The following is a 24559-nucleotide window of genomic DNA, read 5'->3' as shown; positions in this document are numbered from 1 at the left end:
ATATGAATTTGAGTTATTTAATGTAGCGCCATACCATCAGCCTCACAAGCCAAAGGGTTATTGAAAAGCCCGGCATAGAGAACACCGCTGATGAGGACCGACTGATGGCCGGCAAAACGCTTTACGACAAGCTTTGGGATTCCCATGAAGTGAAACGGCGCGATGATGGCTCATCGCTGATCTATATCGACCGTCACATCATCCATGAAGTGACCTCGCCCCAAGCGTTCGAAGGCCTGCGACTGGCCGGGCGCAAGCCTTGGCGCGTCGACTCCATCATCGCCACGCCAGACCACAACGTGCCCACCACCCCTGAGCGCAAGGGCGGCATCGAAGCCATTGCTGACCAGGTGTCGCGTTTGCAGGTGCAGACCCTCGACGACTACTGCGACGAATATGGCATTACCGAATTCAAGATGAATGACGTACGTCAAGGCATCGTGCACGTGATCGGCCCGGAGCAGGGCGCCACCTTGCCGGGCATGACCGTGGTCTGCGGTGACTCCCATACGTCGACTCATGGTGCCTTTGGCGCCCTGGCCCATGGCATCGGCACGTCCGAGGTGGAACATGTGTTCGCCACCCAGTGCCTGGTCGCCAAGAAGATGAAGAACATGCTGGTTCGCGTTGAGGGCAAATTGCCGTTCGGTGTGACCGCTAAAGACATTGTCCTCGCCGTGATCGGCAAGATCGGCACCGCCGGCGGTAACGGCCATGCCATCGAGTTCGCCGGCAGCGCCATTCGCGACCTGTCCATCGAAGGCCGCATGACCATCTGCAACATGTCCATCGAAGCCGGTGCCCGCGTGGGCATGGTGGCGGCGGACGAAAAGACCGTTGAATACGTCAAGGGTCGTCCTTTCGCTCCGGCAGGCGCGGATTGGGACGCTGCGGTAGAGGCCTGGAAAGACCTGGTCTCCGACGCCGATGCGGTGTTCGACACCGTGGTCGAACTCGACGCTGCTCAGATCAAGCCACAAGTCAGTTGGGGCACTTCGCCGGAAATGGTCCTGGCCGTTGACCAGAACGTGCCGGACCCGGCCAAAGAGGCCGACCTGGTCAAGCGTGGTTCCATCGAGCGCGCCTTGAAGTACATGGGTTTGCAGGCCAACCAGGCGATCACCGATATCCAGTTGGATCGGGTGTTCATCGGTTCATGCACCAACTCGCGGATTGAAGACCTGCGCGCAGCGGCGGTGATCGCCAAGGGCCGCAAAGTGGCGTCGACCATCAAGCAAGCCATCGTGGTGCCGGGTTCGGGCCTGGTCAAAGCGCAAGCCGAAGCCGAAGGCCTCGACAAGATCTTCCTTGAAGCCGGTTTTGAATGGCGTGAGCCAGGCTGCTCGATGTGCCTGGCGATGAACCCGGACCGTTTGGAATCGGGCGAGCATTGCGCGTCCACCTCCAACCGTAACTTCGAAGGGCGTCAGGGCGCGGGTGGGCGTACCCACTTGGTCAGCCCGGCCATGGCCGCTGCGGCGGCCGTCAACGGTCGTTTCATCGACGTTCGCGAATTGATCTGAGGAATACCCGATGCGTGCTTTTACTCAACACACCGGCCTTGTCGCCCCTTTGGATCGTGCCAACGTCGACACCGACCAGATCATCCCCAAGCAGTTCTTGAAGTCGATCAAACGCACCGGCTTCGGCCCGAACCTGTTCGACGAGTGGCGCTACCTGGACGTGGGCTACGCCTACCAGGACAACTCCAAGCGCCCGCTGAACAAGGACTTCGTTCTCAACGCCGACCGTTACCAAGGCGCCAGCGTACTGCTGGCCCGTGAGAACTTCGGTTGCGGTTCCAGCCGTGAACACGCGCCGTGGGCCCTGGAAGAATATGGCTTTCGCAGCATCATCGCGCCGAGCTACGCCGACATTTTCTTCAACAACAGCTTCAAGAACGGCCTGTTGCCGATCATCTTGACCGACGAGGAAGTCGACGAGCTGTTCAAGCAGGTGGAAGCCGAAGAGGGCTACCAGCTGACCGTCGACTTGGCCGCGCAAACTGTGACCCGTCCAGACGGCAAGGTGTATCACTTTGAAGTGGATGCGTTCCGTAAGCACTGCCTGATCAACGGCTTGGACGATATCGGCCTGACCTTGCAGGACGGCGATGCGATTGCCGCGTTTGAAGCCAAGCACCGGGCGAGCCAGCCTTGGTTGTTTCGCGATGCCTGATTTGCGGTAACCGTGCGGGCCCCATCGCGGGCAAGCCCGACTCCCACATGTTGACCTGTTAACACGGTCAATTGTGGGAGCTGGCTTGCCTGCGATAACGCCCGTACCAACACCACAAAACCCAAGGAAATCACCATGACCACCACCGCCCACACCCAAGTCGTGCAAAAACAATTCGGCGAGCAAGCCTCCGCCTACCTGAGCAGTGCCGTGCACGCCCAAGGCACCGAATTCGCGCTGCTCCAGGCCGAACTGGCCGGGCAGGGCGCTGCACGACTGCTGGATCTGGGCTGTGGTGCCGGTCACGTCAGTTTCCATGTGGCGCCACTGGTCAAAGAAGTCGTCGCCTACGACCTGTCCCAGCAGATGCTCGACGTAGTCGCCGCTGCGGCGACAGATCGCGGTCTGGACAACATCCGCACCGTCCACGGCGCCGCCGAGCGCCTGCCGTTCGCCGATGGCGAGTTCGACTTCGTGTTCAGCCGTTACTCGGCCCACCACTGGAGCGACCTCGGCCTGGCGCTGCGTGAAGTGCGCCGCGTGCTTAAACCGGGTGGTGTGGCCGCGTTCGTCGACGTCTTGTCACCGGGCAGCCCGCTGTTGGACACTTACCTGCAAACCGTCGAAGTGCTGCGCGACACCAGCCACGTGCGCGATTACGCCGCCGCCGAATGGATGCAGCAGCTCAGCGAATCCGGCTTGCATGTGCGCACCAGCAGTCGCCAGCGTCTGCGCCTGGAATACACCTCGTGGGTCGAGCGCATGCGCACGCCAGAAGTACTGCGCGCTGCCATCCTTGAGCTGCAAAAGGCGATGGGCCAGGAAGTGCGCGATTATTACGAAATTCAGGCCGACGGTACCTTCAGCACCGACGTGCTGGTGGTCTTCGCTGAACGCTGATTGATTTTTCCCGACCTGCCCACGGGCGGGTCGCTTGATGAAATGAGGAACGCATGAGCAAGCAGATTCTGATTCTCCCTGGCGACGGTATTGGTCCGGAAATCATGGCCGAAGCGGTCAAGGTGCTGGAACTCGCCAACAGCAAGTACAGCCTGGGTTTCGAGCTGAGCCACGACGTGATCGGCGGCGCCGCCATCGACAAGCATGGCGTACCGCTGGCCGATGAGACACTGGACCGTGCGCGTGTGGCCGACGCCGTACTGCTCGGCGCCGTGGGCGGCCCGAAGTGGGACAAGATCGAACGTGACATCCGCCCTGAGCGCGGCCTGCTGAAAATCCGTGCCCAACTGGGCCTGTTCGGCAACCTGCGCCCAGCGATCCTCTACCCGCAACTGGCCGATGCGTCGAGCCTCAAGCCGGAAGTGGTCGCGGGCCTGGATATCCTGATCGTGCGTGAGCTGACCGGTGGTATCTACTTCGGCTCGCCACGTGGCGTGCGTGAGCTGGAAAATGGCGAGCGCCAGGCCTACGACACCCTGCCGTACAGCGAGAGCGAAATCCGCCGTATCGCCCGTGTCGGCTTCGACATGGCCCGTGTGCGTGGCAAGAAGGTCTGCTCGGTGGACAAGGCCAACGTGCTGGCCTCCAGCCAGCTGTGGCGTGAAATCGTCGAAGAAGTGGCCAAGGACTACCCGGACGTCGAATTGAGCCACATGTATGTCGATAACGCGGCCATGCAACTGGTGCGTGCACCCAAGCAGTTCGACGTGATCGTCACCGACAACCTGTTCGGCGACATCCTGTCCGACCAGGCGTCGATGCTCACGGGTTCCATCGGCATGCTGCCGTCGGCGTCCCTGGACACCAACAACAAGGGCATGTACGAGCCTTGCCACGGTTCGGCGCCGGACATCGCGGGCCAGGGCATTGCCAACCCGTTGGCGACGATTTTGTCGGTCTCGATGATGCTGCGTTACAGCTTCAACCTGGCGGACGCGGCGGACGCGATCGAGAAGGCCGTGAGCCTGGTTCTGGACCAGGGCTTGCGCACCGGCGACATCTGGTCGCAGGGTTGCACCAAGGTCGGTACGCAAGAAATGGGCGACGCAGTAGTCGCCGCGCTGCGGAATCTGTAATCTCTCGGGCCCGCTTGCAGTTGTTGCTGCAAGGCGGCCCACTTTTTAACAAGGTGTAGTTGCGATGAAACGTGTAGGTCTGATCGGTTGGCGCGGTATGGTCGGTTCCGTGCTCATGCAGCGGATGCTGGAAGAGCAGGATTTCGATCTTATTGAGCCGGTGTTTTTCACCACTTCGAACGTTGGTGGCCAAGGGCCGTCCGTGGGTAAGGATATTGCCCCGCTCAAGGACGCCTACAACATTGAAGAGCTGAAAACCCTCGACGTGATTCTGACCTGTCAGGGTGGCGACTACACCAGCGAAGTCTTCCCGAAGCTGCGTGAAGCCGGCTGGCAGGGTTACTGGATCGACGCCGCGTCGAGCCTGCGTATGCAGGACGATGCCGTGATCATCCTCGACCCGGTGAACCGCAAGGTCATCGACCAGCAGCTGGACGCGGGCACCAAGAACTACGTCGGCGGCAACTGCACAGTCAGCCTGATGCTGATGGGCCTGGGTGGCCTGTTCGAAGCCGGCCTGGTCGAGTGGATGAGCGCCATGACCTATCAGGCGGCCTCCGGTGCCGGCGCGCAGAACATGCGTGAGCTGATCAAACAGATGGGCGCGACCCACGCCGCTGTCGCCGATCAACTGGCCGACCCGGCCAGCGCGATCCTCGACATCGACCGCCGTGTGGCCGAAGCCATGCGCAGCGACGCCTACCCGACCGAGAACTTCGGCGTGCCATTGGCCGGCAGCCTGATCCCGTGGATCGACAAAGAGCTGCCGAACGGCCAGAGCCGTGAAGAGTGGAAGGCCCAGGCCGAGACCAACAAGATCCTCGGTCGCTTCAAGAGCCCGATCCCGGTGGATGGCATCTGTGTGCGTATCGGCGCGATGCGCTGCCACAGCCAGGCGCTGACCATCAAGCTGAACAAAGACGTACCGATCAGTGATATCGAAGCCTTGATCAGCCAGCACAACCCTTGGGTCAAGCTGGTGCCGAACAACCGCGACATCAGCATGCAGGAGCTGAGCCCGACCAAGGTCACCGGCACCCTGAATGTACCGGTGGGCCGCCTGCGCAAGCTGAACATGGGCAGCCAGTTCCTCGGCGCGTTCACCGTAGGCGACCAACTGCTGTGGGGCGCGGCCGAACCGCTGCGCCGGATGCTGCGGATCTTGCTGGAGCGTTGATCGCTTTGATGTGTTGAAGAAACCCGCGTTCTGGTGACAGGCGCGGGTTTTTTATTGGCCATCAGCCACACCACAAAAGCCGGGTTAATTGCCTCACCCCCAGCCACCCGGTAAAGTGCCGCTCCCCCCGCAATGCCCGAGGCAGCCTCCATGACCCAGACCTTTGATATCGCCGTGATTGGCGCCACCGGCACCGTGGGTGAAACCCTGGTGCAGATCCTCGAAGAACTGGACTTCCCGGTGGGTACCCTGCATCTGCTGGCGGGCAGTAATTCCGCCGGTGCGTCGGTGCCGTTTCGTGGCAAGAACGTGCGGGTGAGGGAAGTCGATGAGTTTGACTTCGGCAAAGCACAGCTGGCGTTCTTTGCAGCGGGGCCGGCGGTGACCTTGAGTTTCGCGCCGCGTGCCACGGCGGCGGGCTGCTCGGTGATCGACTTGTCCGGCGCGTTGTCGGCCGAACAGGCACCGCGCGTGGTGCCGGAAGCCAATGCCCATGTGCTCGACGGCCTGGAAAAACCCTTCCGGCTCGGCAGCCCAAGCCCGTCGGCGACCCATTTGGCGGTAGTCCTGGCGCCATTGCGCAGTCTGTTGGATATCCAGCGCGTGAGCGTTACCGCCAACCTGGCGATGTCGTCCCAGGGGCGTGAAGCCGTCAGCGAACTGGCCCGGCAAACCGCCGAGTTGCTGAATATGCGCCCGCTGGAGCCCACTTTCTTTGATCGGCAGGTTGCTTTCAATCTTTTGGCACAAGTCGGCAAGCCGGACGCCCAAGGTCATACTGATCTGGAGAAAAGGCTGATACACGAATTGCGTGCAGTGCTGGAAACTCCATTACTAAAGATTTCCGCAACCTGCGTTCAAGCCCCGGTGTTTTTTGGCGATAGCCTGACTGTGTCTCTGCAACTGGGCGCACCGGTCGACCTCGCCGCCGTGAACCGCCTGCTCGACGCAGCGACAGGAATAGAGCTTGTGGAGGAGGGTGACTACCCAACGGCGGTGGGCGATGCGGTAGGCCAGGACGTGATCTATGTAGGACGGGTTCGCGCAGGTGTGGATGACCCGGCGGAACTAAATCTGTGGCTGACGTCAGATAACGTACGCAAAGGCGCCGCACTGAACGCCGTGCAGCTGGCGCAGTTGTTGATAAAAGGCCTTGCGTAAAAGATACTTGGCGGCAATTTGTAGATTGATTCTAGCCAAGCGCTATGCTTGGCCCCAGGCAGGAAAAGTTGCGCGTCGGTGACCTATCGGCTCGCCATGCCTTATGGCAGCGGTTACCAACCTTCTCGCAGGCCGGGGAGTGTTCAAACAAAGGATGAGGCTATGGTTCAAGTTCGCAAACTGGTGTTAGCAATAGCGGCCGCCTCGGCGCTGTCCTCCGGTATGGCGCAGGCGCTGCAGCTGGGGGAGATGACCCTCAAGTCGAAGTTGAGCCAGCCGTTGGCGGTGGAAATCGAATTGCTCGATGTCGGCGGCCTCACGGCGTCCGAGATCACGCCGAGCTTGGCTTCGTCCCAGGCGTTTGTGGACGCGGGCGTTGATCGCCAGGCATTTCTCGATGACCTGACGTTTACCCCGGTGGTCAATCCAAACGGCCGCAGTGTGGTGCGCGTCACCTCCAGCAAGCCGCTGCCTGATTCCTACGTCCGTTTCCTGTTGCAGGTGCAATGGCCTAATGGCCGTCTGATGCGTGACTACAGCGTGTTGCTCGACCCGGCCAAGTTCGACCAGCCTTCTCCAACGACCGCCGCGCCAGCCCCGCGCCTGGCGGCTCCGGCCAGCAGCGCGCCGGCCGCGAGCAAGCCGGCGCAGCACACCACCACCTCCCGCGACACCTTGTGGGAAATTGCCGCAAAAAACCGCAACGGCGGCTCGGTACAGCAGACCATGCTGGCGATCCAGGCGCTGAATCCTGACGCGTTTATCGACGGCAACATCAACCGTTTGAAGACCGGCCAGGTCCTGCGCCTGCCTGATCCCGTACAAAGCACCGCGCTGCCGCAACCCCAGGCGATCGCCGAAGTCAGCGCGCAGAATGCCGCCTGGCGCCAAGGCCGACGCGCCGCCACCAACCCGACGGCGGGCAAGCAGCAACTGGACGCGACCAAACGCACCCAGGCCGGCAATGCCCCGGCGAGCACTAACGCCAAGGACAACCTGAGCCTGGTTTCTGCCGAAGCGGCCAAGAAGGGGGCCAAGGGCAAGGCGGGCGATAGTGCGGGGTTGAGCGACAAACTGGCGATGACCCAGGAGCAACTGGACACCACCCGTCGCGACAACGAAGAACTCAAAAGCCGCGCAGCAGACCTGCAAAGCCAGTTGGACAAGTTGCAGAAACTGATTCAACTGAAAAACGATCAGCTCGCGCGTCTGCAGGCTGAGAAAGGCGCCCCGACAGCTCCGGCCACGGCGGCAATGCCTGCGCAGTTGGCGGGTGAGCCGGCGGCCAATGCGGCAGCGCCCGACGCAGCCGCTGCGATCCCGGCACCGGCCGCGCCAGTGCCTGAGCCGGTCAAGGCGGATGCAACGCCTGCCGCCAACGAGGGCAAATTCAACGACCTGCTGACCAACCCTATCGTTCTATGGGTGATCGGCGGCGCTGCAGCGTTATTGGCGTTTTTGCTCCTGCTGCTGGGGATACGCCATCGCAACGCCCGTCGCGAAGAGGAAAAACACCTGCGTATGGCGCGGGCCCTGGCGGAAGAGCCAGTATTCACCTCGAACATCGACCAGGACTTGCCGCCAGACAGCTTCGAAGGCCTGGAAGTGCCGCCGCCAAACGTCAAGCTGGCCGCGGCGCCAGCACCGGCCCCGGTGGTCGCGCCGGCTGTTGCGGTGCCGACCGTTGCTTCCGTGCTCGCGCCGCTGGCCGTTGCCGTGGCCCCGGTGAACTCAAGCGATGCGTTGGCCCAGGCTCAATCCCATATCGACCGTGGCCACCTCAACCAGGCCGCCGACGTGCTGCAACAGGCGATCAGGCATGAGCCCAAGCGCAGCGACCTGCGTTTGAAGCTGATGGAAGTCTACGGCCTGCAAAACGACAAGGACGGCTTTGTGACACAGGAGCGTCAGCTGGTGGCCAATGGTGAAAACCATGCCCAGGTCGAGCAGCTCAAGAGTCGCTTCCCGGCCATGGCCGTGCTGGCGGCGGGTGTCAGTGCGGCGGTGGCCGCTGCTGCCCTGGACGCTCAATACGTCAAGGATTTGCTCGAAGACAAACCGGCGCCTGCGCAGTCGGAGCCCTTTGATACCGATTTTGACCTGAGCCTGGACGATCTCGAAGAAGCTTCCCCGGCCGAGGTCAAGGACGATCAGCAAACCTTTGAGTCGCTTCTAAAGCAGCAGACTGAAGCCAAGGCCAGCCCGGACGACCTGTCGGACTTCGATCTGGACCTGCAGTTGGACGCCCCGGCTTCGGCGCAATCCGATGACGACTTCCTCTCTGGCCTGGAAGAGCAGATGAAGGATGCGCCGGCCGTAGAGCCGCCGACCCTCACACCTGCGGCACTGGACGACTTCGATCTGCCGGAGGATTTCGACCTGTCCCTGGCCGATGAGCCGGAAGTAGCGGCCAAGCCTGATGCATTTGCGTCCGAATTGGACGATGTCAACGCCGAGCTGGACCGTTTGTCCCAGAGCCTGGAACATCCGTCCATCGAGCCTTCCTTCACCGCAGAAGATGCGGCGAAGGGCGACGATGAGCCGGAATTCGACTTCCTCTCCGGCACAGACGAGGTGGCCACCAAGCTCGACCTGGCCCAGGCGTATATCGACATGGGCGATGCGGACGGTGCGCGAGACATCCTCACCGAAGTGCTGACTGAGGGCGACGAGACTCAGCGCGGCGAGGCCAAGGAAATGCTCGGTCGCATTTAACCGGCGACGCCTATCCAGTGTGGGAGCGGGCTTGCTCGCGAAGACGGCATGTCAGTCAATGATGTTGTGACTGATCCACCCCCTTCGCGAGCAAGCCCGCTCCCACATTTTGCTAGGGGCCAATCCGTAACAAAAGTGCCCATCACGCTTTACGGTCTTTATAATGGCCGTCTTTGCGCAACTCATCAGGCTCTCAGTTCTTGGCAAATATAGATAACGCGGCCGCCGAAATGGCGGCCGCAGGCTTTTACCGCATCGCCCTGGGCGTGGAATACAAAGGCTCGCGCTATCGCGGCTGGCAGCGTCAGGCGTCCGGCGTACTGACGGTGCAGGAAACCCTGGAAAAAGCACTGTCGAAAGTCGCTGATTCGCCAGTATCGCTGATGTGCGCCGGGCGCACCGATGCAGGCGTGCACGCCTGTGGCCAGGTGGTGCACTTCGACACCCAGGCTGAGCGGTCCATGAAGGCCTGGGTGATGGGCGCTAATATCAATTTGCCCCACGACGTCAGCGTCAGTTGGGCCAAGGTCATGCCGGCGCATTTTCATGCGCGCTTCAAGGCCATCGCCCGGCGTTATCGCTATGTGATCTATAACGACCAGATCCGCCCTGCGCACCTCAACGAAGAAATCACCTGGAACCACCGCCCGCTCGACGCCGAGCGCATGGCCGAGGCCGCGCAGCATCTGGTGGGTGTGCATGATTTCAGCGCCTTCCGTGCCGGCCAGTGCCAGGCCAAGTCGCCGATCAAGGAGGTCCATCATTTGCGGGTGACCCGTCACGGCAAGATGATCGTGCTGGATATCCGTGCCGGTGCGTTCCTGCACCATATGGTTCGAAACATTGCCGGGGTGCTGATGACAATCGGCACCGGCGAGCGCCCGGTGGAGTGGGCCAAGGAAGTGCTGGAAAGCCGCGTCCGCCGTACGGGTGGGGTCACGGCGCATCCGTTCGGCCTGTACCTGGTGGATGTGGAGTACCGCGACGAGTTCGAATTGCCGGAACGTTTCATCGGGCCACACTTCCTCACAGGTTTCAGCGAACTTGGCGGCTGACGCCCGGAAAAGCTTTTGTTAACATCCGGGACTTTCTCGGTCCAATCCCTGGGGTTTCCACGACATGTCAGCCGTTCGCAGCAAGATTTGCGGGATTACCCGCATAGAAGACGCGCTGGCGGCGGTCGAGGCGGGGGCGGATGCCATCGGTTTTGTGTTCTATGCCAAGAGCCCGCGGGCGGTGAATGTGTTGCAGGCGCGGGCGATCATCGCCGCCTTGCCGCCTTTCGTGACCACCGTGGGGTTGTTCGTCAACGCCAGCCGTTGCGAACTCAACGAAACCCTGGATGCCGTACCGCTGGATATGCTGCAGTTTCACGGCGACGAGACGCCGGACGAATGTGAGAGCTACCAGCGTCCGTACATCAAGGCGTTGCGCGTGAAGGCCGGGGATGACATCGCGGCAGCGTGTGCCGCCTACGGTGGCGCCCGTGGGATTCTGCTCGACACCTATGTCGAGGGCGTGCCCGGCGGCACCGGTGAGGCGTTTGATTGGTCGCTGATTCCTGCTGGCTTGAGCAAGCCGATCATCTTGGCCGGCGGGCTCAACCCCGGCAATGTCGGGTCGGCGATAGAGCAGGTGCGACCCTATGCCGTGGATGTCAGCGGCGGCGTGGAGCAGGGCAAGGGCATCAAGGATCACAGCAAGATTCGCGCATTCATGCAGGCCGTGCGCAACAGCAGTGACCGGATGTGACGGCTGGCAGTCTGCCGCCGTCCATAACTACCACTGTGTAAAACAGCCCGGTGCCGCCTGAGGGTGGCCTGGAAACGAAGTGGCAACCCTGCGCTGGCAGGTTGTCTGGAAGGCTGAGGGGACATGCGGGAAAAGGCCGGTCGAACGTCTGACCCCGTCCAGCATGTTTCATCGCCACATATGAATTTAGCTCAAGGGCATACGCGGGGCTGTGTTCAAGCCACCGGTACTGGAGAAAGAAAGCATGAGCAACTGGTTAGTAGACAAACTGATCCCTTCGATCATGCGTTCCGAGGTGAAGAAAAGCTCGGTTCCTGAAGGTCTGTGGCACAAGTGCCCATCCTGCGACGCGGTGCTGTACCGTCCGGAGCTGGAAAAGACCCTGGACGTTTGCCCCAAGTGCAACCACCACATGCGTATCGGCGCTCGCGCCCGCATTGACATCTTCCTGGACGCCGAAGGCCGCAACGAGCTGGGCGCAGACCTGGAGCCGGTTGACCGCCTCAAGTTCCGCGACAGCAAGAAGTACAAGGACCGTCTGGTCGGCGCGCAGAAGCAGACTGGCGAGAAGGACGCGCTGATTTCCGTCAGCGGCAAACTGCTCGGCATGCCTGTCGTGGTGTCGGCGTTCGAGTTCTCCTTCATGGGCGGCTCCATGGGTGCCATCGTCGGTGAGCGCTTTGTTCGCGCCGCCAACTACGCCCTGGAAAACCGTTGCCCGATGATCTGCTTCGCCGCCTCCGGTGGTGCGCGCATGCAGGAAGCCCTGATCTCCCTGATGCAAATGGCCAAGACCTCTGCGGTACTGGCGCGTCTGCGCGAAGAAGGCATCCCGTTCATCTCCGTGCTGACCGACCCGGTCTACGGCGGCGTTTCCGCCAGCCTGGCGATGCTGGGTGATGTGATCGTCGGCGAGCCAAAGGCCCTGATCGGCTTTGCCGGCCCGCGTGTGATCGAGCAGACCGTGCGTGAAAAACTGCCGGAAGGTTTCCAGCGTAGCGAATTCTTGCTGGAGCACGGTGCGATCGACTTGATCATTCCGCGCGGTGAACTGCGTCCACGCCTGGGCAACCTGCTGGCACAAATGATGGGCCTGCCGACGCCTGTGTACGTCGCGCCTAAGGTTGAACCGATTGTCGTGCCGCCGGTGCCTGCAAACCTATGACCCAGCGTACCCTGGGCGAATGGCTCGCCTACCTTGAGCAGTTGCATCCGTCCGCCATCGACATGGGCCTGGAGCGCTCGCAACAGGTAGCGGCCCGCCTCGGGTTGGGCCGGCCGGCACCGCGCGTGATCACGGTGACCGGCACCAACGGCAAGGGCTCTACCTGTGCCTTTGTCGCGGCGCTGCTGCAGGCCCAAGGGCTGAAAGTTGGCGTCTACAATTCCCCGCACCTGCTGCGTTACAACGAGCGGGTGCAGCTCAATGGTGTCGAAGCCACCGATGAGCAACTCTGCGAAGCCTTTGCTGCGCTCGATGCCGGCCGTGGCGAGATTTCCCTGACTTACTTCGAGATGGGCACCCTGGCGGCGTTCTGGCTGTTCGAGCGTGCGCAACTGGATGTGGTGGTGCTGGAGGTCGGCCTGGGCGGGCGTCTGGACACGGTCAACGTGGTAGATGCCGACCTGGCGTTGGTCACCAGTATTGGTGTGGACCACGCCGACTACTTGGGCAATACCCGCGAATCCGTGGCCTATGAAAAAGCCGGGATCTTCCGCCAGGGCAAGCCTGCGCTGTGCGGCGACCTGGATCCGCCGCACACCTTGCTCGACAAGGTGCGCGAGCTGGATTGCCCGTTTTTCCTGCGAGGTCGCGACTTCAATCTCGAAATCGGTGCGCAACACTGGCAATGGCGTGGGCACGATGCTCGCGGCCAGGCAATAGAGCTGCGCGACCTGCCGCTGCTGAACCTGCCAATGGAAAACGCCGCGCTCGCACTGCAGGCCTATCTGTTGCTGGACTTGCCGTGGAATGCCGGGCAGATTGCCGCCACCTTGCTATCGACCCGTGTGGTCGGGCGATTGGATCGTCGTGCGTTCCAATGGCAAGGCAAGTGCCTGAATCTGTTGCTGGACGTGGGGCATAACCCCCATGCGGCCGAGTACCTGGCACAACGCCTGTCGCGTACGCCGCCGGTCGGTCGTCGCCTTGCAGTCTTTGGCTTGCTGGCCGATAAGGATCTGGACGGTGTAGTTGCACCCTTGCTGGGCAATGTCCAGGCGTGGGCTGTAGCGCCACTGGATACCTCGCGCAGCCGTCCGGCCGCCGAGCTGGAAGTGGCCTTGCAGAACCTTGGTGCGCCGGTGGCGTCGTATGCAAGCGTGACCGCTGCCCTTGAAGCACAGTGCGCCCTTGCCACCCCCGATGATGAGATTCTGTTGTTCGGGTCATTTTATTGTGTTGCCGAGGCGCTCGAGTGGTTGGCCCGGCGCTCCACGGAGGAAGCTGCACATGGCATTACTGGATAGCGCATACAAGCAGCGAATGGTCGGAGCCCTGGTTCTGGTGGCGTTGGCGGTGATTTTCCTGCCGATGTTGTTTTCGCGTCAGGACGAGGAGCGTCAAGTAGTCGTCGAAGCGCCGGCTGCCCCGCAGGCGCCGTCGGTGCCGCAAGTACAGGTTGAACCGGTGGTGGTGCCTGAGCCCCAGGCCTTGCCGGAAGAAGAGCCGGTGCCGAGCGATGCTGAGGTTGCGGCCCAGCAAGCGCCGTCGATGCCGGTTCAGCCGAGCGTGCCGGTGGTCAAGCCGGCGCCTGCGCCGACCGTAGCGGCCAAGCCTGCCGCGCCTGCGCCCGCACCGAAGCCGGTAGCGCCGCAACCTGCGGCACCGGGCAAGCCGGATGTGGGCCAGAGCCGTATTGATCCGAATGGCTTGCCGATCAGTTGGTCGATTCAAGTGGCCAGCCTGGGTAACCGCGAAGGCGCTGATGCTTTGCAGAAGAAGCTGCGCAGCCAGGGCTATAACGCGTATATCCGCAGCGCCGACGGCAAAAACCGCGTGTTTATTGGGCCGCTGATCGAGCGCGCCGAGGCGGATCGCCTGCGGGACTTGTTGGATCGCCAGCAGAACCTCAAGGGTTTTGTGACCCGTTTCCAGCCTGAACGCGGCTGATTTGATCCCTGCTTGACGTGTGGCTGACCTGTAGGAGCCCGGCTTGCCGGTGATGGCATCTATAAAATCGCTATCGCCGGCAAGCCGGGCTCCTACATTCAGGGGTACAACCCGTTGATTTGCAAAGCAGCCGTAATCACAGCTTACCGATAGCCCGACGCTCTGCTAAAATGCGCCGCCTTATCTGTCCGTAGGCTCAAACGTGCCATTTACCTGGGTTGACTGGGCGATTGTTGCAATCGTCGCCATCTCCGCTTTGATCAGTCTCAGCCGCGGCTTCGTAAAAGAAGCACTGTCGTTGCTGACTTGGATCATCGCAGGAGTCGTAGCCTGGATGTTCGGCGGTTCGTTGTCGGTCTACCTGGCCGGATACATCGAGACACCTTCGGCTCGCGTCATCGCGGGCTGCGCCATCATGTTCATCGCCACGCTGCTGGTGGGAGCAATGGTCAATTATCTTATTGGCGAGTTGATACGTGTCACCGGCCTCTCCGGTACCGATCGATTCCTCGGCATGGCCTTCGGCGCCGCGCGTGGCGCGTTGCTGGTGGTCGTGGCGGTCGGGCTGTTGAGCCTGGGGCCGGTACAGCAGGATTCGTGGTGGCAGGAGTCTGTGCTCGTGCCAAAATTTCTATTGGTTGCAGATTGGTCCAAGAACCTCATATTGGGGTGGAGCAGTCAGTGGCTGGCCAGCGGAATCAGCGTACCCGCTGATATACCGTTCAAGGAACACCTCTTACCGGCCAAAACGCCTCAGTAAGCTGTGTTCAGTCAAGATTCATTAAGTAGGGGTTGCGTCGCATGTGTGGCATCGTCGGTATCGTCGGTAAGTCGAACGTCAATCAGGCGCTGTATGACGCGCTAACCGTCCTCCAGCACCGCGGCCAGGACGCTGCCGGTATTGTGACCAGCCACGACGGCCGGTTATTCCTGCGCAAGGACAATGGTCTGGTGCGTGACGTGTTCCATCAGCGTCACATGCAGCGCCTGGTCGGGCACATGGGCATTGGCCATGTGCGTTACCCGACCGCCGGTAGCTCTACGTCGGCTGAAGCTCAACCGTTTTACGTCAACTCGCCTTACGGCATCACCCTGGCGCATAACGGTAACCTGACCAACGTTGAACAGCTGGCCAAGGAGATTTACGAATCTGACCTGCGCCACGTCAACACCAGTTCCGACTCGGAAGTGCTGCTCAACGTGTTCGCCCACGAGCTGGCCCAGCGTGGCAAGCTGCAACCGACCGAAGAAGACGTGTTCGCCGCCGTCACTGACGTGCACAATCGTTGCGTCGGTGGTTACGCCGTTGTGGCCATGGTCACCGGTTATGGCATCGTCGGTTTCCGTGACCCGCATGGCATCCGTCCGATCGTGTTCGGCCAACGTCACACTGACGAAGGCGTCGAGTACATGATCGCTTCCGAAAGCGTATCGCTGGACGTGCTGGGTTTTACCCTGATTCGCGACCTTGCGCCGGGCGAAGCGGTGTACATCACCGAAGACGGCAAGTTGCACACCCGTCAGTGCGCCGTGGCGCCGAAACTCACCCCGTGCATCTTCGAACACGTCTACCTGGCGCGTCCGGATTCGATCATCGATGGTGTTTCGGTGTACAAGGCGCGTCTGCGCATGGGCGAGAAGCTGGCCGAGAAGATCCTGCGCGAGCGTCCTGAACACGACATCGATGTAGTGATCCCGATCCCGGACACCAGCCGCACCGCTGCGTTGGAGTTGGCCAACCACTTGGGCGTCAAGTTCCGCGAAGGCTTTGTGAAGAACCGCTACATTGGCCGTACCTTCATTATGCCGGGCCAGGCTGCGCGCAAGAAGTCGGTGCGCCAGAAGCTCAACGCCATCGAGTTGGAGTTCCGCGGCAAGAACGTGATGCTGGTGGATGACTCCATCGTGCGCGGGACTACCTGCAAGCAAATCATCCAGATGGCCCGCGAAGCTGGTGCGAAGAACGTGTACTTCTGTTCTGCAGCCCCAGCGGTGCGTTACCCGAACGTCTACGGCATCGACATGCCGAGCGCCCATGAGCTGATCGCTCACAACCGTTCGACCCAGGACGTGGCCGACCTGATCGGCGCTGATTGGCTGATCTACCAGGACCTGCCTGATCTGATCGAGGCGGTCGGTGGTGGCAAGATCAAGATCGACCAGTTCGACTGCGCCGTGTTTGACGGCAAGTATGTGACCGGTGATGTCGATGAGGCCTACCTGAACAAGATCGAGCAGGCGCGTAACGACTCGTCGAAGATCAAGACCCAGGCGGTCAGCGCGATCATCGACCTGTACAACAACTGAGTGACAACCGGCCCTGAGGGGCCGGTTTTGTATCTTAAATAAAGAATTGAGTAAGGAGTCGCAGCATGAGTCAGGAATGGGATGCCGGTCGGTTGGACAGCGACCTCGATGGCGTAGCTTTCGATACCCTGGCTGTGCGCGCCGGCCAGCACCGCACCCCGGAAGGTGAGCACGGTGATCCGATGTTCTTCACTTCCAGCTATGTGTTCCGCACCGCCGCCGATGCCGCCGCGCGCTTCGCTGGGGAAGTGCCGGGCAACGTGTATTCGCGTTATACCAACCCGACGGTACGCGCGTTCGAAGAGCGTATTGCGGCACTGGAAGGTGCTGAGCAGGCGGTAGCGACGGCCACTGGTATGGCGGCGATCCTGGCGGTGGTGATGAGCCTGTGCAGTGCTGGCGACCATGTGTTGGTGTCGCGCAGTGTGTTTGGTTCGACCATCAGCCTGTTCGAGAAGTATTTCAAGCGCTTCGGTATCGAAGTGGACTACGTGCCCTTGGCGGATCTTTCCGGCTGGGATGCGGCAATCAAGGCCAACACCAAGTTGCTGTTCGTCGAGTCGCCGTCCAACCCATTGGCTGAGTTGGTGGACATCGCTGCGTTGTCTGAAGTGGCGCATGCCAAAGGTGCCATGCTGGTCGTGGACAACTGCTTCTGCACCCCGGCGCTGCAACAGCCGTTGAAGCTGGGGGCGGACATCGTCGTGCACTCGGCGACCAAGTTCATCGACGGCCAGGGCCGTTGCATGGGCGGTGTGGTTGCAGGTCGCAGCGAGCAGATGAAAGAAATCGTCGGCTTCCTGCGCACGGCTGGCCCGACCTTGAGCCCGTTCAACGCCTGGATCTTCCTCAAGGGGCTTGAGACCCTTAATCTGCGGATGAAGGCCCACTGCGCCAACGCCCAGGCTCTGGCGCAGTGGTTGGAGCAGCAGGACGGTATCGAGAAGGTGCATTACGCCGGTCTCAAGAGCCACCCGCAACACGAATTGGCCCAGCGCCAGCAGCGTGGTTTCGGCGCTGTGGTGAGCTTTGAGGTGAAGGGCGGCAAAGAGGGCGCCTGGCGCTTTATCGATGCGACTCGCCTGATTTCCATCACCGCCAACCTGGGTGACAGCAAGACCACCATTACCCACCCGAGTACCACTTCCCACGGGCGCCTGGCGCCGCAGGAGCGTGAAGCGGCGGGTATCCGTGACAGCCTGATCCGCATTGCGGTTGGCCTGGAAGACGTGGCTGACTTGCAAGCTGACTTGGCTCGCGGGCTGGCGGCCTTGTGATCGAGTGGTCCATGGAAGCGGCGGCTGCCACTAACGGGCGCGTTGCGCTGGTCACAGGTGCGGCGCGAGGCATTGGTCTCGGGATTGCCGCATGGCTGATCAGCGAAGGCTGGCAGGTGGTGTTGACTGACCTGGACCGCGAGCGCGGCTCCAAGGTGTCCAAGGTGCTGGGTGAAAACGCCTGGTTCATCAGCATGGACGTGGCCGACGAGAAGCAAGTGGCCCAAGGTGTTGCCGAGGTATTGGGGCAGTTTGGGCGCCTGGACGCGTTGGTCTGCAATGCGGCGGTGGCTGACCCGCGCAATATCACCCTGGAAAGCCTCGACCTGGCGTACTGGAATCGGGTGCTTGCTGTGAACCTCAGTGGGCCGATGTTGTTGGCCAAGCACTGTGCGCCTTACTTGCGTGCCCATGGCGGTGCCATCGTCAATTTGGCCTCGACCCGCGCCCGCCAGTCGGAACCGGACACCGAAGCCTACGCGGCGAGCAAAGGTGGTCTGCTGGCCCTCACGCATGCCTTGGCGATGAGCCTGGGGCCGGAAGTACGGGTCAATGCGGTCAGCCCTGGCTGGATCGATGCGCGTGATCCGGCTGCACGTCGGGCCGAGCCGTTGAGTGATGCTGATCATGCGCAGCATCCGGCGGGCAGGGTAGGCACTGTAGAAGACGTGGCGGCGATGGTGGCGTGGCTGCTGTCGCGCCAGGCGGGGTTTGTCACCGGGCAAGAGTTTGTCGTGGACGGTGGCATGAGCAAGAAGATGATTTACAGCGAGTAGGGCGGGTAGCCGTCTTGAAGCAATTTTGTCTTTTTCAGAAAAACTTCAAGCAGGCTATTGACTTAGGTCCGCTACCTGCGTAAATTTCGCGGCCTCAACGAAGCAAAGGGTGATTAGCTCAGCTGGGAGAGCATCTGCCTTACAAGCAGAGGGTCGGCGGTTCGATCCCGTCATCACCCACCACTTCTTGAGAGTTTTGCCCCAGGGCAAGACGCAACGTTAAAGGTTGCACCGACGCGCAGCGGTAGTTCAGTCGGTTAGAATACCGGCCTGTCACGCCGGGGGTCGCGGGTTCGAGTCCCGTCCGCTGCGCCATATTTTCCAGGTCTGATTCGTCGGGCTTGAGATTGAACAACCAAGGTTGATCGATCAGATGTTTAAAGACGGTTGAGGGTTTCACTCACTCAATCAGTCAAGCGATACGCAGCGGTAGTTCAGTCGGTTAGAATACCGGCCTGTCACGCCGGGGGTCGCGGGTTCGAGTCCCGTCCGCTGCGCCATATCTGCCTCAAGGCCCACTGAACGCCTTGAAGCACGAAGCAAGCCTCTGGCTACTTTGATCCGATAGCAAAGACCCTGGTCGAAAGACCGGGGTTTTTTGTGTCTGCGATTTGATGCGCGCGCGCTGTAGGAGCCCGCTTGCGGGCGATGGCGATTTCACGGACGCCATCGCCCGCAAGCGGGCTCCTACAGGTTTCGAGTCAGAATCCTAATTTGTCGCGTAGGCCGTAATACCAGGCACCCAGCGCTGCAAACGGCGTACGCAACAGTTGCCCGCCCGGGAAAGGGTAGTGCGGCAGGTCGGCAAACGCGTCAAAACGCTCTGCCTGGCCTCTGAGCACCTCTGCCAGTACCTTGCCGGCCAGGTGCGTGTACGTCACGCCATGGCCACTGCAGCCCTGTGAGTAGTAGATGTTATCGCCCAGGCGTCCCACCTGCGGCAATCGCGACAGGGTCAGCAGGAAATTGCCAGTCCAGGCGTAATCGATCTTCACGTCTTTGAGTTGCGGGAAGGCCTTGAGCATCTTCGGACGGATGATCGCCTCGATATTTGCCGGGTCGCGCGCGCCATACACCACGCCACCGCCGAAGATCAGGCGCTTGTCGCGGGTGAGGCGGTAGTAGTCGAGCAAATAGTTGCAGTCTTCGACGCAGTAATCCTGCGGCAGCAGCGTTTTTGCCAGTTCGTCACCGAGGGGTGCGGTAGTGATCACTTGCGTGCCGCACGGCATAGACTTGGCCGCCAACTCCGGCACCAGGTTGCCCAGGTAGGCATTGCCCGCGACGATAATGAACTTGGCCCTGACCTTGCCCTGCGCGGTATGCACCACCGGATTGGCACCGCGCTCGATTCGTACGGCTGCCGATTGTTCGTAGATCGTGCCGCCCAGAGATTCCACGGCCGCCGCTTCGCCGAGTGCCAGGTTGAGCGGATGGATATGGCCTCCGCTCATGTCTAGCAAGCCACCCACATAGTTGTCACAGGCCACCACTTCACGGATGCGGCGCTCGTCCAGCAGCTCCAGCTGTGTATGGCCGTAGCGCTCCCACAGGCGCTTCTGCGACTCCAGGTGGCCCATGTGTTTGCTGTTGAGTGCGGCGAATACGCCGCCATCCTTCAGGTCGCACTGGATTTGGTACTTGGCCACGCGTTCGCGGATGATCTTGCCGCCTTCGAATGCCATCTGCCCAAGCAGTTGCGCCTGTTTAGGCCCAACACTGCGCTCGATCACGTCGATATCGCGGCTGTAGCTATTGACGATCTGCCCGCCGTTGCGGCCCGAGGCGCCGAACCCCACCTTGGCGGCTTCGAGCACCGTCACGCGAAAACCGTTCTCCAGCAGAAACAGCGCACTGGAGAGGCCGGTGTAGCCGGCGCCAATCACGCACACATCGGTTTCGACCTCACCTTGCAGTACCGGGCGAGGCGGAACGGCATTCGCGGATGCGGCGTAGTACGACTGGGGGTAGGGGGTGTTCGCCATCCTGGAACCTCTGTTTTATATTTTTTACGAGTGCGTCGATCCTACCTGAGTTGAAAATTGCCTGCCAGCCACCCGAAATTCACGGGTGTGCTCCGCGCAAATAAAAAATTCGCATATTCATAGGGTTAGCTGCAAAAAAGATGTTGACACCCCTCCGGAATTCCGTAGAATGCCGCCTCACAGCAGGCACGTAGCTCAGTTGGTTAGAGCACCACCTTGACATGGTGGGGGTCGTTGGTTCGAGTCCAATCGCGCCTACCAAACAAAATCCGCTCTGCTGGGCGGTCTAGAAGGGCTCACCGAAAGGTGGGCCCTTTTTTGTTGTCTGGGATTTCTAAAACCCGCCTCAGCCGGTCTCGCCAAGAAACATCTGCAACAACACCAGTTCAACCAGCGCCACCAACAGCAAAAACATCACGAACCCGAATGAGAGCACGCGTTTTCGCCGTGGTGGTGTGTAATCGCTCGCCAACTCGAGCAGATTGAACAGCGTGCCGATGAGCCGCCAGATAAATTCTAGAAATTCGCTCACGGTGGCGATTTACTTGGCCTTGGCGCTTTTGATATCGCTGATCATCTGCTTGGCGATCGCCTGTACTTGCTTCTGTGTCATGGCCGAGGCAATGCCTTCCCAGGCGGACGACGAAGTGTCGTAGGTGCGCGAGCCAATCGGTGCGCCGGATTTAAGGTCAGAGTAATCGGCGCGAGAGAACACCCAGGCATTACCTACCAGCGCACCCGCGACGTAGCGCGAGCCCGGCTCGATGTAACGGAACTTGCTCACATTGATGTTGATGCCGACACCGTCTTCGCCGCTGGGAGCCACCGCGGAGCTTTCAGTGACATTGAAGCCGGCTTGGCGGGCTTCGACCTGGAGCGCATTGTTCCAGTCGCGCTTGAGCAGGTTCCAGTCCGGGTTTTGCTCGACCTGGCCTTCGCCTTTGATGCTCACCACCAAGTTGTGTTTGGCGGCGTCCGGGATCGCCAGGGCGGCGCTGCCACCACTTTTCACCTTGGCGGCGCAACCACCCAGCATGGACAGCGCAACGGCGCAGGAGATAGCGATCAGGATTTTTTGGGTTTTCATTGAATTTCCATATCCACAACGTTAACGGGAGGGCCGCAAAGGCCTGAGAAACGGGCGGCGCTAAGATGCGCGAATCCCGTCAGGTCTGTCCACATCTTGTTACGTGTACCGCGTCCAATCACCCACAAGAATTATTGGTTCGCAGCAACAATTTTTCTTGTTGGACACCTCGCGTCCCCAGGCAGCAAAGTTGCCGCCACTGACGCTCGACCTTTCGGGTCAACAATAAAAAACCGAGCCGACTGCACGCCACTTCTTGCTGTGAACCCTTTGTTCACATCCTGCTGTAATGGCGCCGCAGCGCGCACTTAAGGACCTCACGCCATGCAAACTGTTGTGAACTTATGGCCGTTGATCGGCGTACTTGTGATCGTGGTTGGCTTTATCTTGCGCTTCAACCCGCTGTTGGTGGTCACCGCCGCCGCCATCGCCACCGGGCTTGCCGCCCATTTCCCACTGGAAAAAATCCTCGCGACCATGGGCGATGGCTTCCTTCAGACCCGTGCCCTGCAATTGATCCTGTTGTTGCCCCTTGCCGTTATCGGCCTGCTGGAGCGTCACGGGCTGCGCCTGCATGCGCAGAACTGGATCGCACGCTTCGAACGCGCCACGGTGGGGCGCCTGCTGATCATCTATCTGTTTGTGCGTGAATCCACTGCTGCCATGGGCTTGACCAGCTTGGGTGGGCACCCGCAGATGGTGCGCCCGCTGCTGGCGCCGATGGCCGAAGGTGCAGCAGAAAAACGCTACGGCAAGTTGCCGGACAAGCTGCGTCACAAGGTGTTGGCCATGTGCGCCGCGACTGACAACGTCGGCCTGTTTTTTGGTGAAGATATTTTTGTCGCATTTGGCGCCATCGCATTGATGCACACCTTCCTGCTCGGCTCAGGGATTGATGTTGAGCCTCTGCACATTGCGGTGTGGGGCATCCCTACTGCGATCTGTGCCTTCATCATTCATGCAATCCGTCTGCATCGGTTTGATCGAAGGCTCACCCGTGAGATGACATCTGCCACTACGCCAGCGGAGGCCGCGCAATGATCATTTCCATTCAATACCTGTATTGGCTCGCTGGGGTTCTGCTGCTGATCACCGCGGGGATGATTTTGATGGACCGGAGCCATCCCAAGCGCTGGTCCAGTGCGTTGTTCTGGCTGTTGTTCGCTATTCCGTTCCTGATCGGCGAGCGCCTGCCGTCGGTCGCCATCGGCGCTGGCGTCGTGGTGATGGCATTGATCGCCGGCATGGGCGGCGTCGGCCGTGGCAAGCATGCCGAGTTGCATGACAAGGCATCCCGCGCCAGTGCCGGTCGACTGGGTCACAAACTCTTCATTCCTGCGTTGGCTATTCCGCTGACCACGGTGATCGGCTCGGTATTGCTCAAGCACACCGAGATCGGCGGCGTGCCGCTGCTGGATCCGAAAAACACCACCTTCGTTTCCCTTGGCATCGGCTGCTTGATCGCACTTGGCCTGGCCTGCTGGCTCACTCGTGATACGCCGGTGCAAGCCTTGCGCGAATCCCGCCGTCTCACCGAAGCCCTCGGCTGGGCGATGGTGCTTCCGCAAATGCTCGCGATGCTCGGCTTGCTGTTTAACGAAGCCGGGGTCGGTACGGCCGTTGCGCACGTCACCACGACCTACATCAACATGGATTTCAAGTTGGTGGCGGTGATGGTCTATGTGCTGGGCATGGCCTTGTTTACGGTGATCATGGGTAATGGATTCGCGGCTTTCCCAGTGATGACAGGCGGTGTTGGCGTGCCGGTACTGGTGGGTATCTACGGCGGTAACCCGGCCGTAATGGCAGCGATTGGCATGTTCTCCGGCTACTGCGGCACACTGATGACGCCGATGGCCGCCAACTTCAATATCGTGCCTGCTGCGTTGCTCGAACTGCCGGACAAGAACGCCGTGATCAAGGCTCAACTGCCCACGGCGCTGATGATGTTGGTGGTCAATATTGTGCTGCTCTACGTGTTGATGTGAGGTCAAGATGCAAACCGTATTGCTGACGGGCTTTGAGCCCTTTGATAAAGACTTGGTTAATCCGTCCTGGGAGGCTGTGCGCCAACTGGACGGTGCGCAACTAGCGCCCGATGTGCAGATAGTTGCGCGTCGATTGCCTTGCGCATTTGCCACTGCCGGTGAGTGCCTGAACCGGTTGATCGATGAGTTGCGTCCGGCGATGGTGATCGCTACTGGTCTGGGACCAGGCCGTAGCACTCTCTCTATCGAGCGGGTGGCGATCAATGTCAACGATGCTCGTATTCCGGATAACCTGGGCGAGCAGCCTGTCGATACGGCGGTCATCGCTGATGGCCCAGCGGCCTACTTCACGACGCTGCCGATCAAGGCGATGGTCAAGGCCGTGCGTGAAGCGGGGATCGCAGCCTCGGTATCACAGACGGCGGGGACATTTGTGTGTAATCAGGTGTTTTATCTCTTGCAGCATGCGCTTGCAGGGTCGGGAGTGCGCAGTGGGTTTATCCACGTACCGTTTCTGCCAGAGCAGGTGGCGGGTTCGCAGCAGCCTTCAATGGCGCTGGGTATGATGGTTGCGGGATTGCAGGTAGCTTTACTGGCTGCGTGGCAAACGCTTGTGGATGTAAAGGAGGCGGGCGGGCAGGTCGGTTGACCGGCCCAGCGCCTCTCACATCGCAAACAATCGGGTAAGTCCGAAGGTGATGGCGCAAGCCAGGCCTGTCATTGCGAATGCGGTTGCCACGTACCACTTGATAAGGTTCAGCTCAGTGGTTGCCAGGTCTGCCTTGGAAGCGAAGTGTTTATCCATGGCGTCTGCCTTGCTCGAAACGGTGATCAGCTTCTCGTTCATTTCAGCCAGCCCCTTTTCCAGTAGACCTAATCGTATTTCCATTCCCGAATCTCCATGGTTTTTACTGTTGCCGGCTCTGCCTTGAGCCCCTTGGGAAGCCAGAATAGTGTGGCTTTCGTCCAGCGATAAGGGACAAACCTTTGCAAAATAACACCGGGGGT

The 24559-nt window shown here is 60.6% G+C and carries 23 protein-coding genes and 4 tRNA genes; 23 read left to right on the top strand and 4 right to left on the bottom strand.

Features of this window, described 5'->3' with window-relative positions; all coding sequences use genetic code 11:
* The first annotated feature begins 104 nt into the window (after nucleotides 1–104).
* The 19 genes from leuC (at nucleotide 105) to U367_RS0111805 (ending at nucleotide 18991) form a co-directional block, all read left to right on the top strand.
* Nucleotides 105–1523, top strand: a complete 1419-nt coding sequence (leuC, locus tag U367_RS0111895; RefSeq protein WP_028617121.1) for a 3-isopropylmalate dehydratase large subunit — start codon at nucleotides 105–107, stop codon at nucleotides 1521–1523.
* A gap of 10 nt (nucleotides 1524–1533) precedes the next feature.
* On the top strand, nucleotides 1534–2178 hold the full coding sequence (gene leuD, locus U367_RS0111890; protein ID WP_017256547.1) for a 3-isopropylmalate dehydratase small subunit: 645 nt from the start codon (nucleotides 1534–1536) through the stop codon (nucleotides 2176–2178).
* A gap of 135 nt (nucleotides 2179–2313) precedes the next feature.
* On the top strand, nucleotides 2314–3078 hold the full coding sequence (locus tag U367_RS0111885; protein ID WP_028617120.1) for a class I SAM-dependent methyltransferase: 765 nt from the start codon (nucleotides 2314–2316) through the stop codon (nucleotides 3076–3078).
* 53 nt (nucleotides 3079–3131) lie between these two features.
* Entirely contained in the window at nucleotides 3132–4214 is a 1083-nt protein-coding gene (gene leuB, locus U367_RS0111880) for a 3-isopropylmalate dehydrogenase (protein ID WP_028617119.1), read from the top strand.
* A 64-nt stretch (nucleotides 4215–4278) separates the two neighbouring features.
* Nucleotides 4279–5391 (top strand): aspartate-semialdehyde dehydrogenase, encoded by a 1113-nt coding sequence (asd, locus tag U367_RS0111875; RefSeq protein WP_016976627.1) that lies wholly within the window; start codon nucleotides 4279–4281, stop codon nucleotides 5389–5391.
* Between the two features lie 150 nt (nucleotides 5392–5541).
* Nucleotides 5542–6552, top strand: coding sequence for an aspartate-semialdehyde dehydrogenase (locus tag U367_RS0111870; RefSeq protein WP_028617118.1), 1011 nt, complete (start codon nucleotides 5542–5544; stop codon nucleotides 6550–6552).
* 162 nt (nucleotides 6553–6714) lie between these two features.
* Nucleotides 6715–9267 carry a FimV/HubP family polar landmark protein gene (locus tag U367_RS0111865; protein ID WP_028617117.1) on the top strand — a complete coding sequence of 851 codons (2553 nt, stop codon included), beginning with the start codon at nucleotides 6715–6717 and terminating at the stop codon, nucleotides 9265–9267.
* Between the two features lie 230 nt (nucleotides 9268–9497).
* On the top strand, nucleotides 9498–10322 hold the full coding sequence (truA, locus tag U367_RS0111860) for a tRNA pseudouridine(38-40) synthase TruA (protein WP_028617116.1): 825 nt from the start codon (nucleotides 9498–9500) through the stop codon (nucleotides 10320–10322).
* Nucleotides 10323–10386: 64 nt separating this feature from the next.
* Nucleotides 10387–11019 carry a phosphoribosylanthranilate isomerase gene (locus tag U367_RS0111855; protein ID WP_028617115.1) on the top strand — a complete coding sequence of 211 codons (633 nt, stop codon included), beginning with the start codon at nucleotides 10387–10389 and terminating at the stop codon, nucleotides 11017–11019.
* A 244-nt stretch (nucleotides 11020–11263) separates the two neighbouring features.
* On the top strand, nucleotides 11264–12184 hold the full coding sequence (accD, locus tag U367_RS0111850; protein ID WP_016976632.1) for an acetyl-CoA carboxylase, carboxyltransferase subunit beta: 921 nt from the start codon (nucleotides 11264–11266) through the stop codon (nucleotides 12182–12184).
* Nucleotides 12181–13488, top strand: a complete 1308-nt coding sequence (gene folC / locus U367_RS0111845; RefSeq protein WP_028617114.1) for a bifunctional tetrahydrofolate synthase/dihydrofolate synthase — start codon at nucleotides 12181–12183, stop codon at nucleotides 13486–13488. The genes accD and folC overlap by 4 nt, the downstream gene beginning before the upstream one ends.
* The gene (locus U367_RS0111840) at nucleotides 13472–14131 is read left to right on the top strand and encodes an SPOR domain-containing protein (protein ID WP_028617113.1); all 660 of its coding nucleotides are present in this window, start codon (nucleotides 13472–13474) and stop codon (nucleotides 14129–14131) included. The genes folC and U367_RS0111840 overlap by 17 nt, the downstream gene beginning before the upstream one ends.
* A 202-nt stretch (nucleotides 14132–14333) precedes the next feature.
* Nucleotides 14334–14891: a CvpA family protein gene (locus U367_RS0111835; protein WP_028617112.1), complete on the top strand. Its 558-nt coding sequence runs from the start codon at nucleotides 14334–14336 to the stop codon at nucleotides 14889–14891.
* 41 nt (nucleotides 14892–14932) lie between these two features.
* Nucleotides 14933–16438 carry an amidophosphoribosyltransferase gene (gene purF / locus U367_RS0111830; protein ID WP_015884965.1) on the top strand — a complete coding sequence of 502 codons (1506 nt, stop codon included), beginning with the start codon at nucleotides 14933–14935 and terminating at the stop codon, nucleotides 16436–16438.
* Nucleotides 16439–16503: 65 nt separating this feature from the next.
* Nucleotides 16504–17715, top strand: coding sequence for an O-succinylhomoserine sulfhydrylase (locus U367_RS0111825; RefSeq protein WP_028617111.1), 1212 nt, complete (start codon nucleotides 16504–16506; stop codon nucleotides 17713–17715).
* A gap of 11 nt (nucleotides 17716–17726) precedes the next feature.
* On the top strand, nucleotides 17727–18491 hold the full coding sequence (locus U367_RS0111820; protein ID WP_020372640.1) for an SDR family oxidoreductase: 765 nt from the start codon (nucleotides 17727–17729) through the stop codon (nucleotides 18489–18491).
* A 107-nt stretch (nucleotides 18492–18598) separates the two neighbouring features.
* A tRNA-Val gene (locus tag U367_RS0111815) sits at nucleotides 18599–18674 on the top strand.
* 55 nt (nucleotides 18675–18729) lie between these two features.
* Nucleotides 18730–18806 (top strand) — tRNA-Asp (locus tag U367_RS0111810).
* A 108-nt stretch (nucleotides 18807–18914) separates the two neighbouring features.
* Nucleotides 18915–18991, top strand: a tRNA-Asp gene (locus tag U367_RS0111805).
* 201 nt (nucleotides 18992–19192) lie between these two features.
* Here U367_RS0111805 and U367_RS0111800 read toward each other — a convergent pair.
* Complete coding sequence (locus U367_RS0111800; protein WP_028617110.1) at nucleotides 19193–20476, bottom strand: NAD(P)/FAD-dependent oxidoreductase; 1284 nt, start codon at nucleotides 20474–20476, stop codon at nucleotides 19193–19195.
* A gap of 184 nt (nucleotides 20477–20660) precedes the next feature.
* Here U367_RS0111800 and U367_RS0111795 point away from each other — a divergent pair.
* Nucleotides 20661–20737, top strand: a tRNA-Val gene (locus U367_RS0111795).
* Between the two features lie 85 nt (nucleotides 20738–20822).
* Here the strand turns inward: U367_RS0111795 and U367_RS1000000131975 are convergent.
* Nucleotides 20823–21008: a hypothetical protein gene (locus U367_RS1000000131975; RefSeq protein WP_028617109.1), complete on the bottom strand. Its 186-nt coding sequence runs from the start codon at nucleotides 21006–21008 to the stop codon at nucleotides 20823–20825.
* Nucleotides 21009–21017: 9 nt separating this feature from the next.
* Nucleotides 21018–21563, bottom strand: a complete 546-nt coding sequence (locus U367_RS0111785; RefSeq protein WP_028617108.1) for a DUF4410 domain-containing protein — start codon at nucleotides 21561–21563, stop codon at nucleotides 21018–21020.
* A 324-nt stretch (nucleotides 21564–21887) separates the two neighbouring features.
* On the opposite strand from U367_RS0111785, the gene U367_RS0111780 reads away from it, so the two are divergent.
* Genes U367_RS0111780 through pcp form a run of 3 tightly spaced genes read left to right on the top strand, consistent with a single transcriptional unit; the run spans nucleotide 21888 to nucleotide 24200 of the window.
* Nucleotides 21888–22604, top strand: a complete 717-nt coding sequence (locus tag U367_RS0111780) for a DUF969 domain-containing protein (RefSeq protein WP_028617107.1) — start codon at nucleotides 21888–21890, stop codon at nucleotides 22602–22604.
* The gene (locus U367_RS0111775) at nucleotides 22601–23551 is read left to right on the top strand and encodes a DUF979 domain-containing protein (RefSeq protein WP_028617106.1); all 951 of its coding nucleotides are present in this window, start codon (nucleotides 22601–22603) and stop codon (nucleotides 23549–23551) included. The genes U367_RS0111780 and U367_RS0111775 overlap by 4 nt, the downstream gene beginning before the upstream one ends.
* Nucleotides 23552–23558: 7 nt before the next feature.
* A complete protein-coding gene (pcp, locus tag U367_RS0111770; RefSeq protein WP_028617105.1) occupies nucleotides 23559–24200 on the top strand; it encodes a pyroglutamyl-peptidase I in 642 nt (213 codons plus the stop codon).
* 15 nt (nucleotides 24201–24215) lie between these two features.
* Here the strand turns inward: pcp and U367_RS0111765 are convergent, their stop codons facing one another.
* The gene (locus U367_RS0111765; RefSeq protein WP_028617104.1) at nucleotides 24216–24440 is read right to left on the bottom strand and encodes a hypothetical protein; all 225 of its coding nucleotides are present in this window, start codon (nucleotides 24438–24440) and stop codon (nucleotides 24216–24218) included.
* Between the last annotated feature and the right edge of the window lie 119 nt (nucleotides 24441–24559).

This window comes from Pseudomonas canadensis (assembly GCF_000503215.1).
In the GTDB taxonomy this organism is placed as follows: Bacteria; Pseudomonadota; Gammaproteobacteria; order Pseudomonadales; family Pseudomonadaceae; genus Aquipseudomonas; species Aquipseudomonas canadensis.
This window is presented reverse-complemented; position numbering and strand designations above follow the sequence as displayed.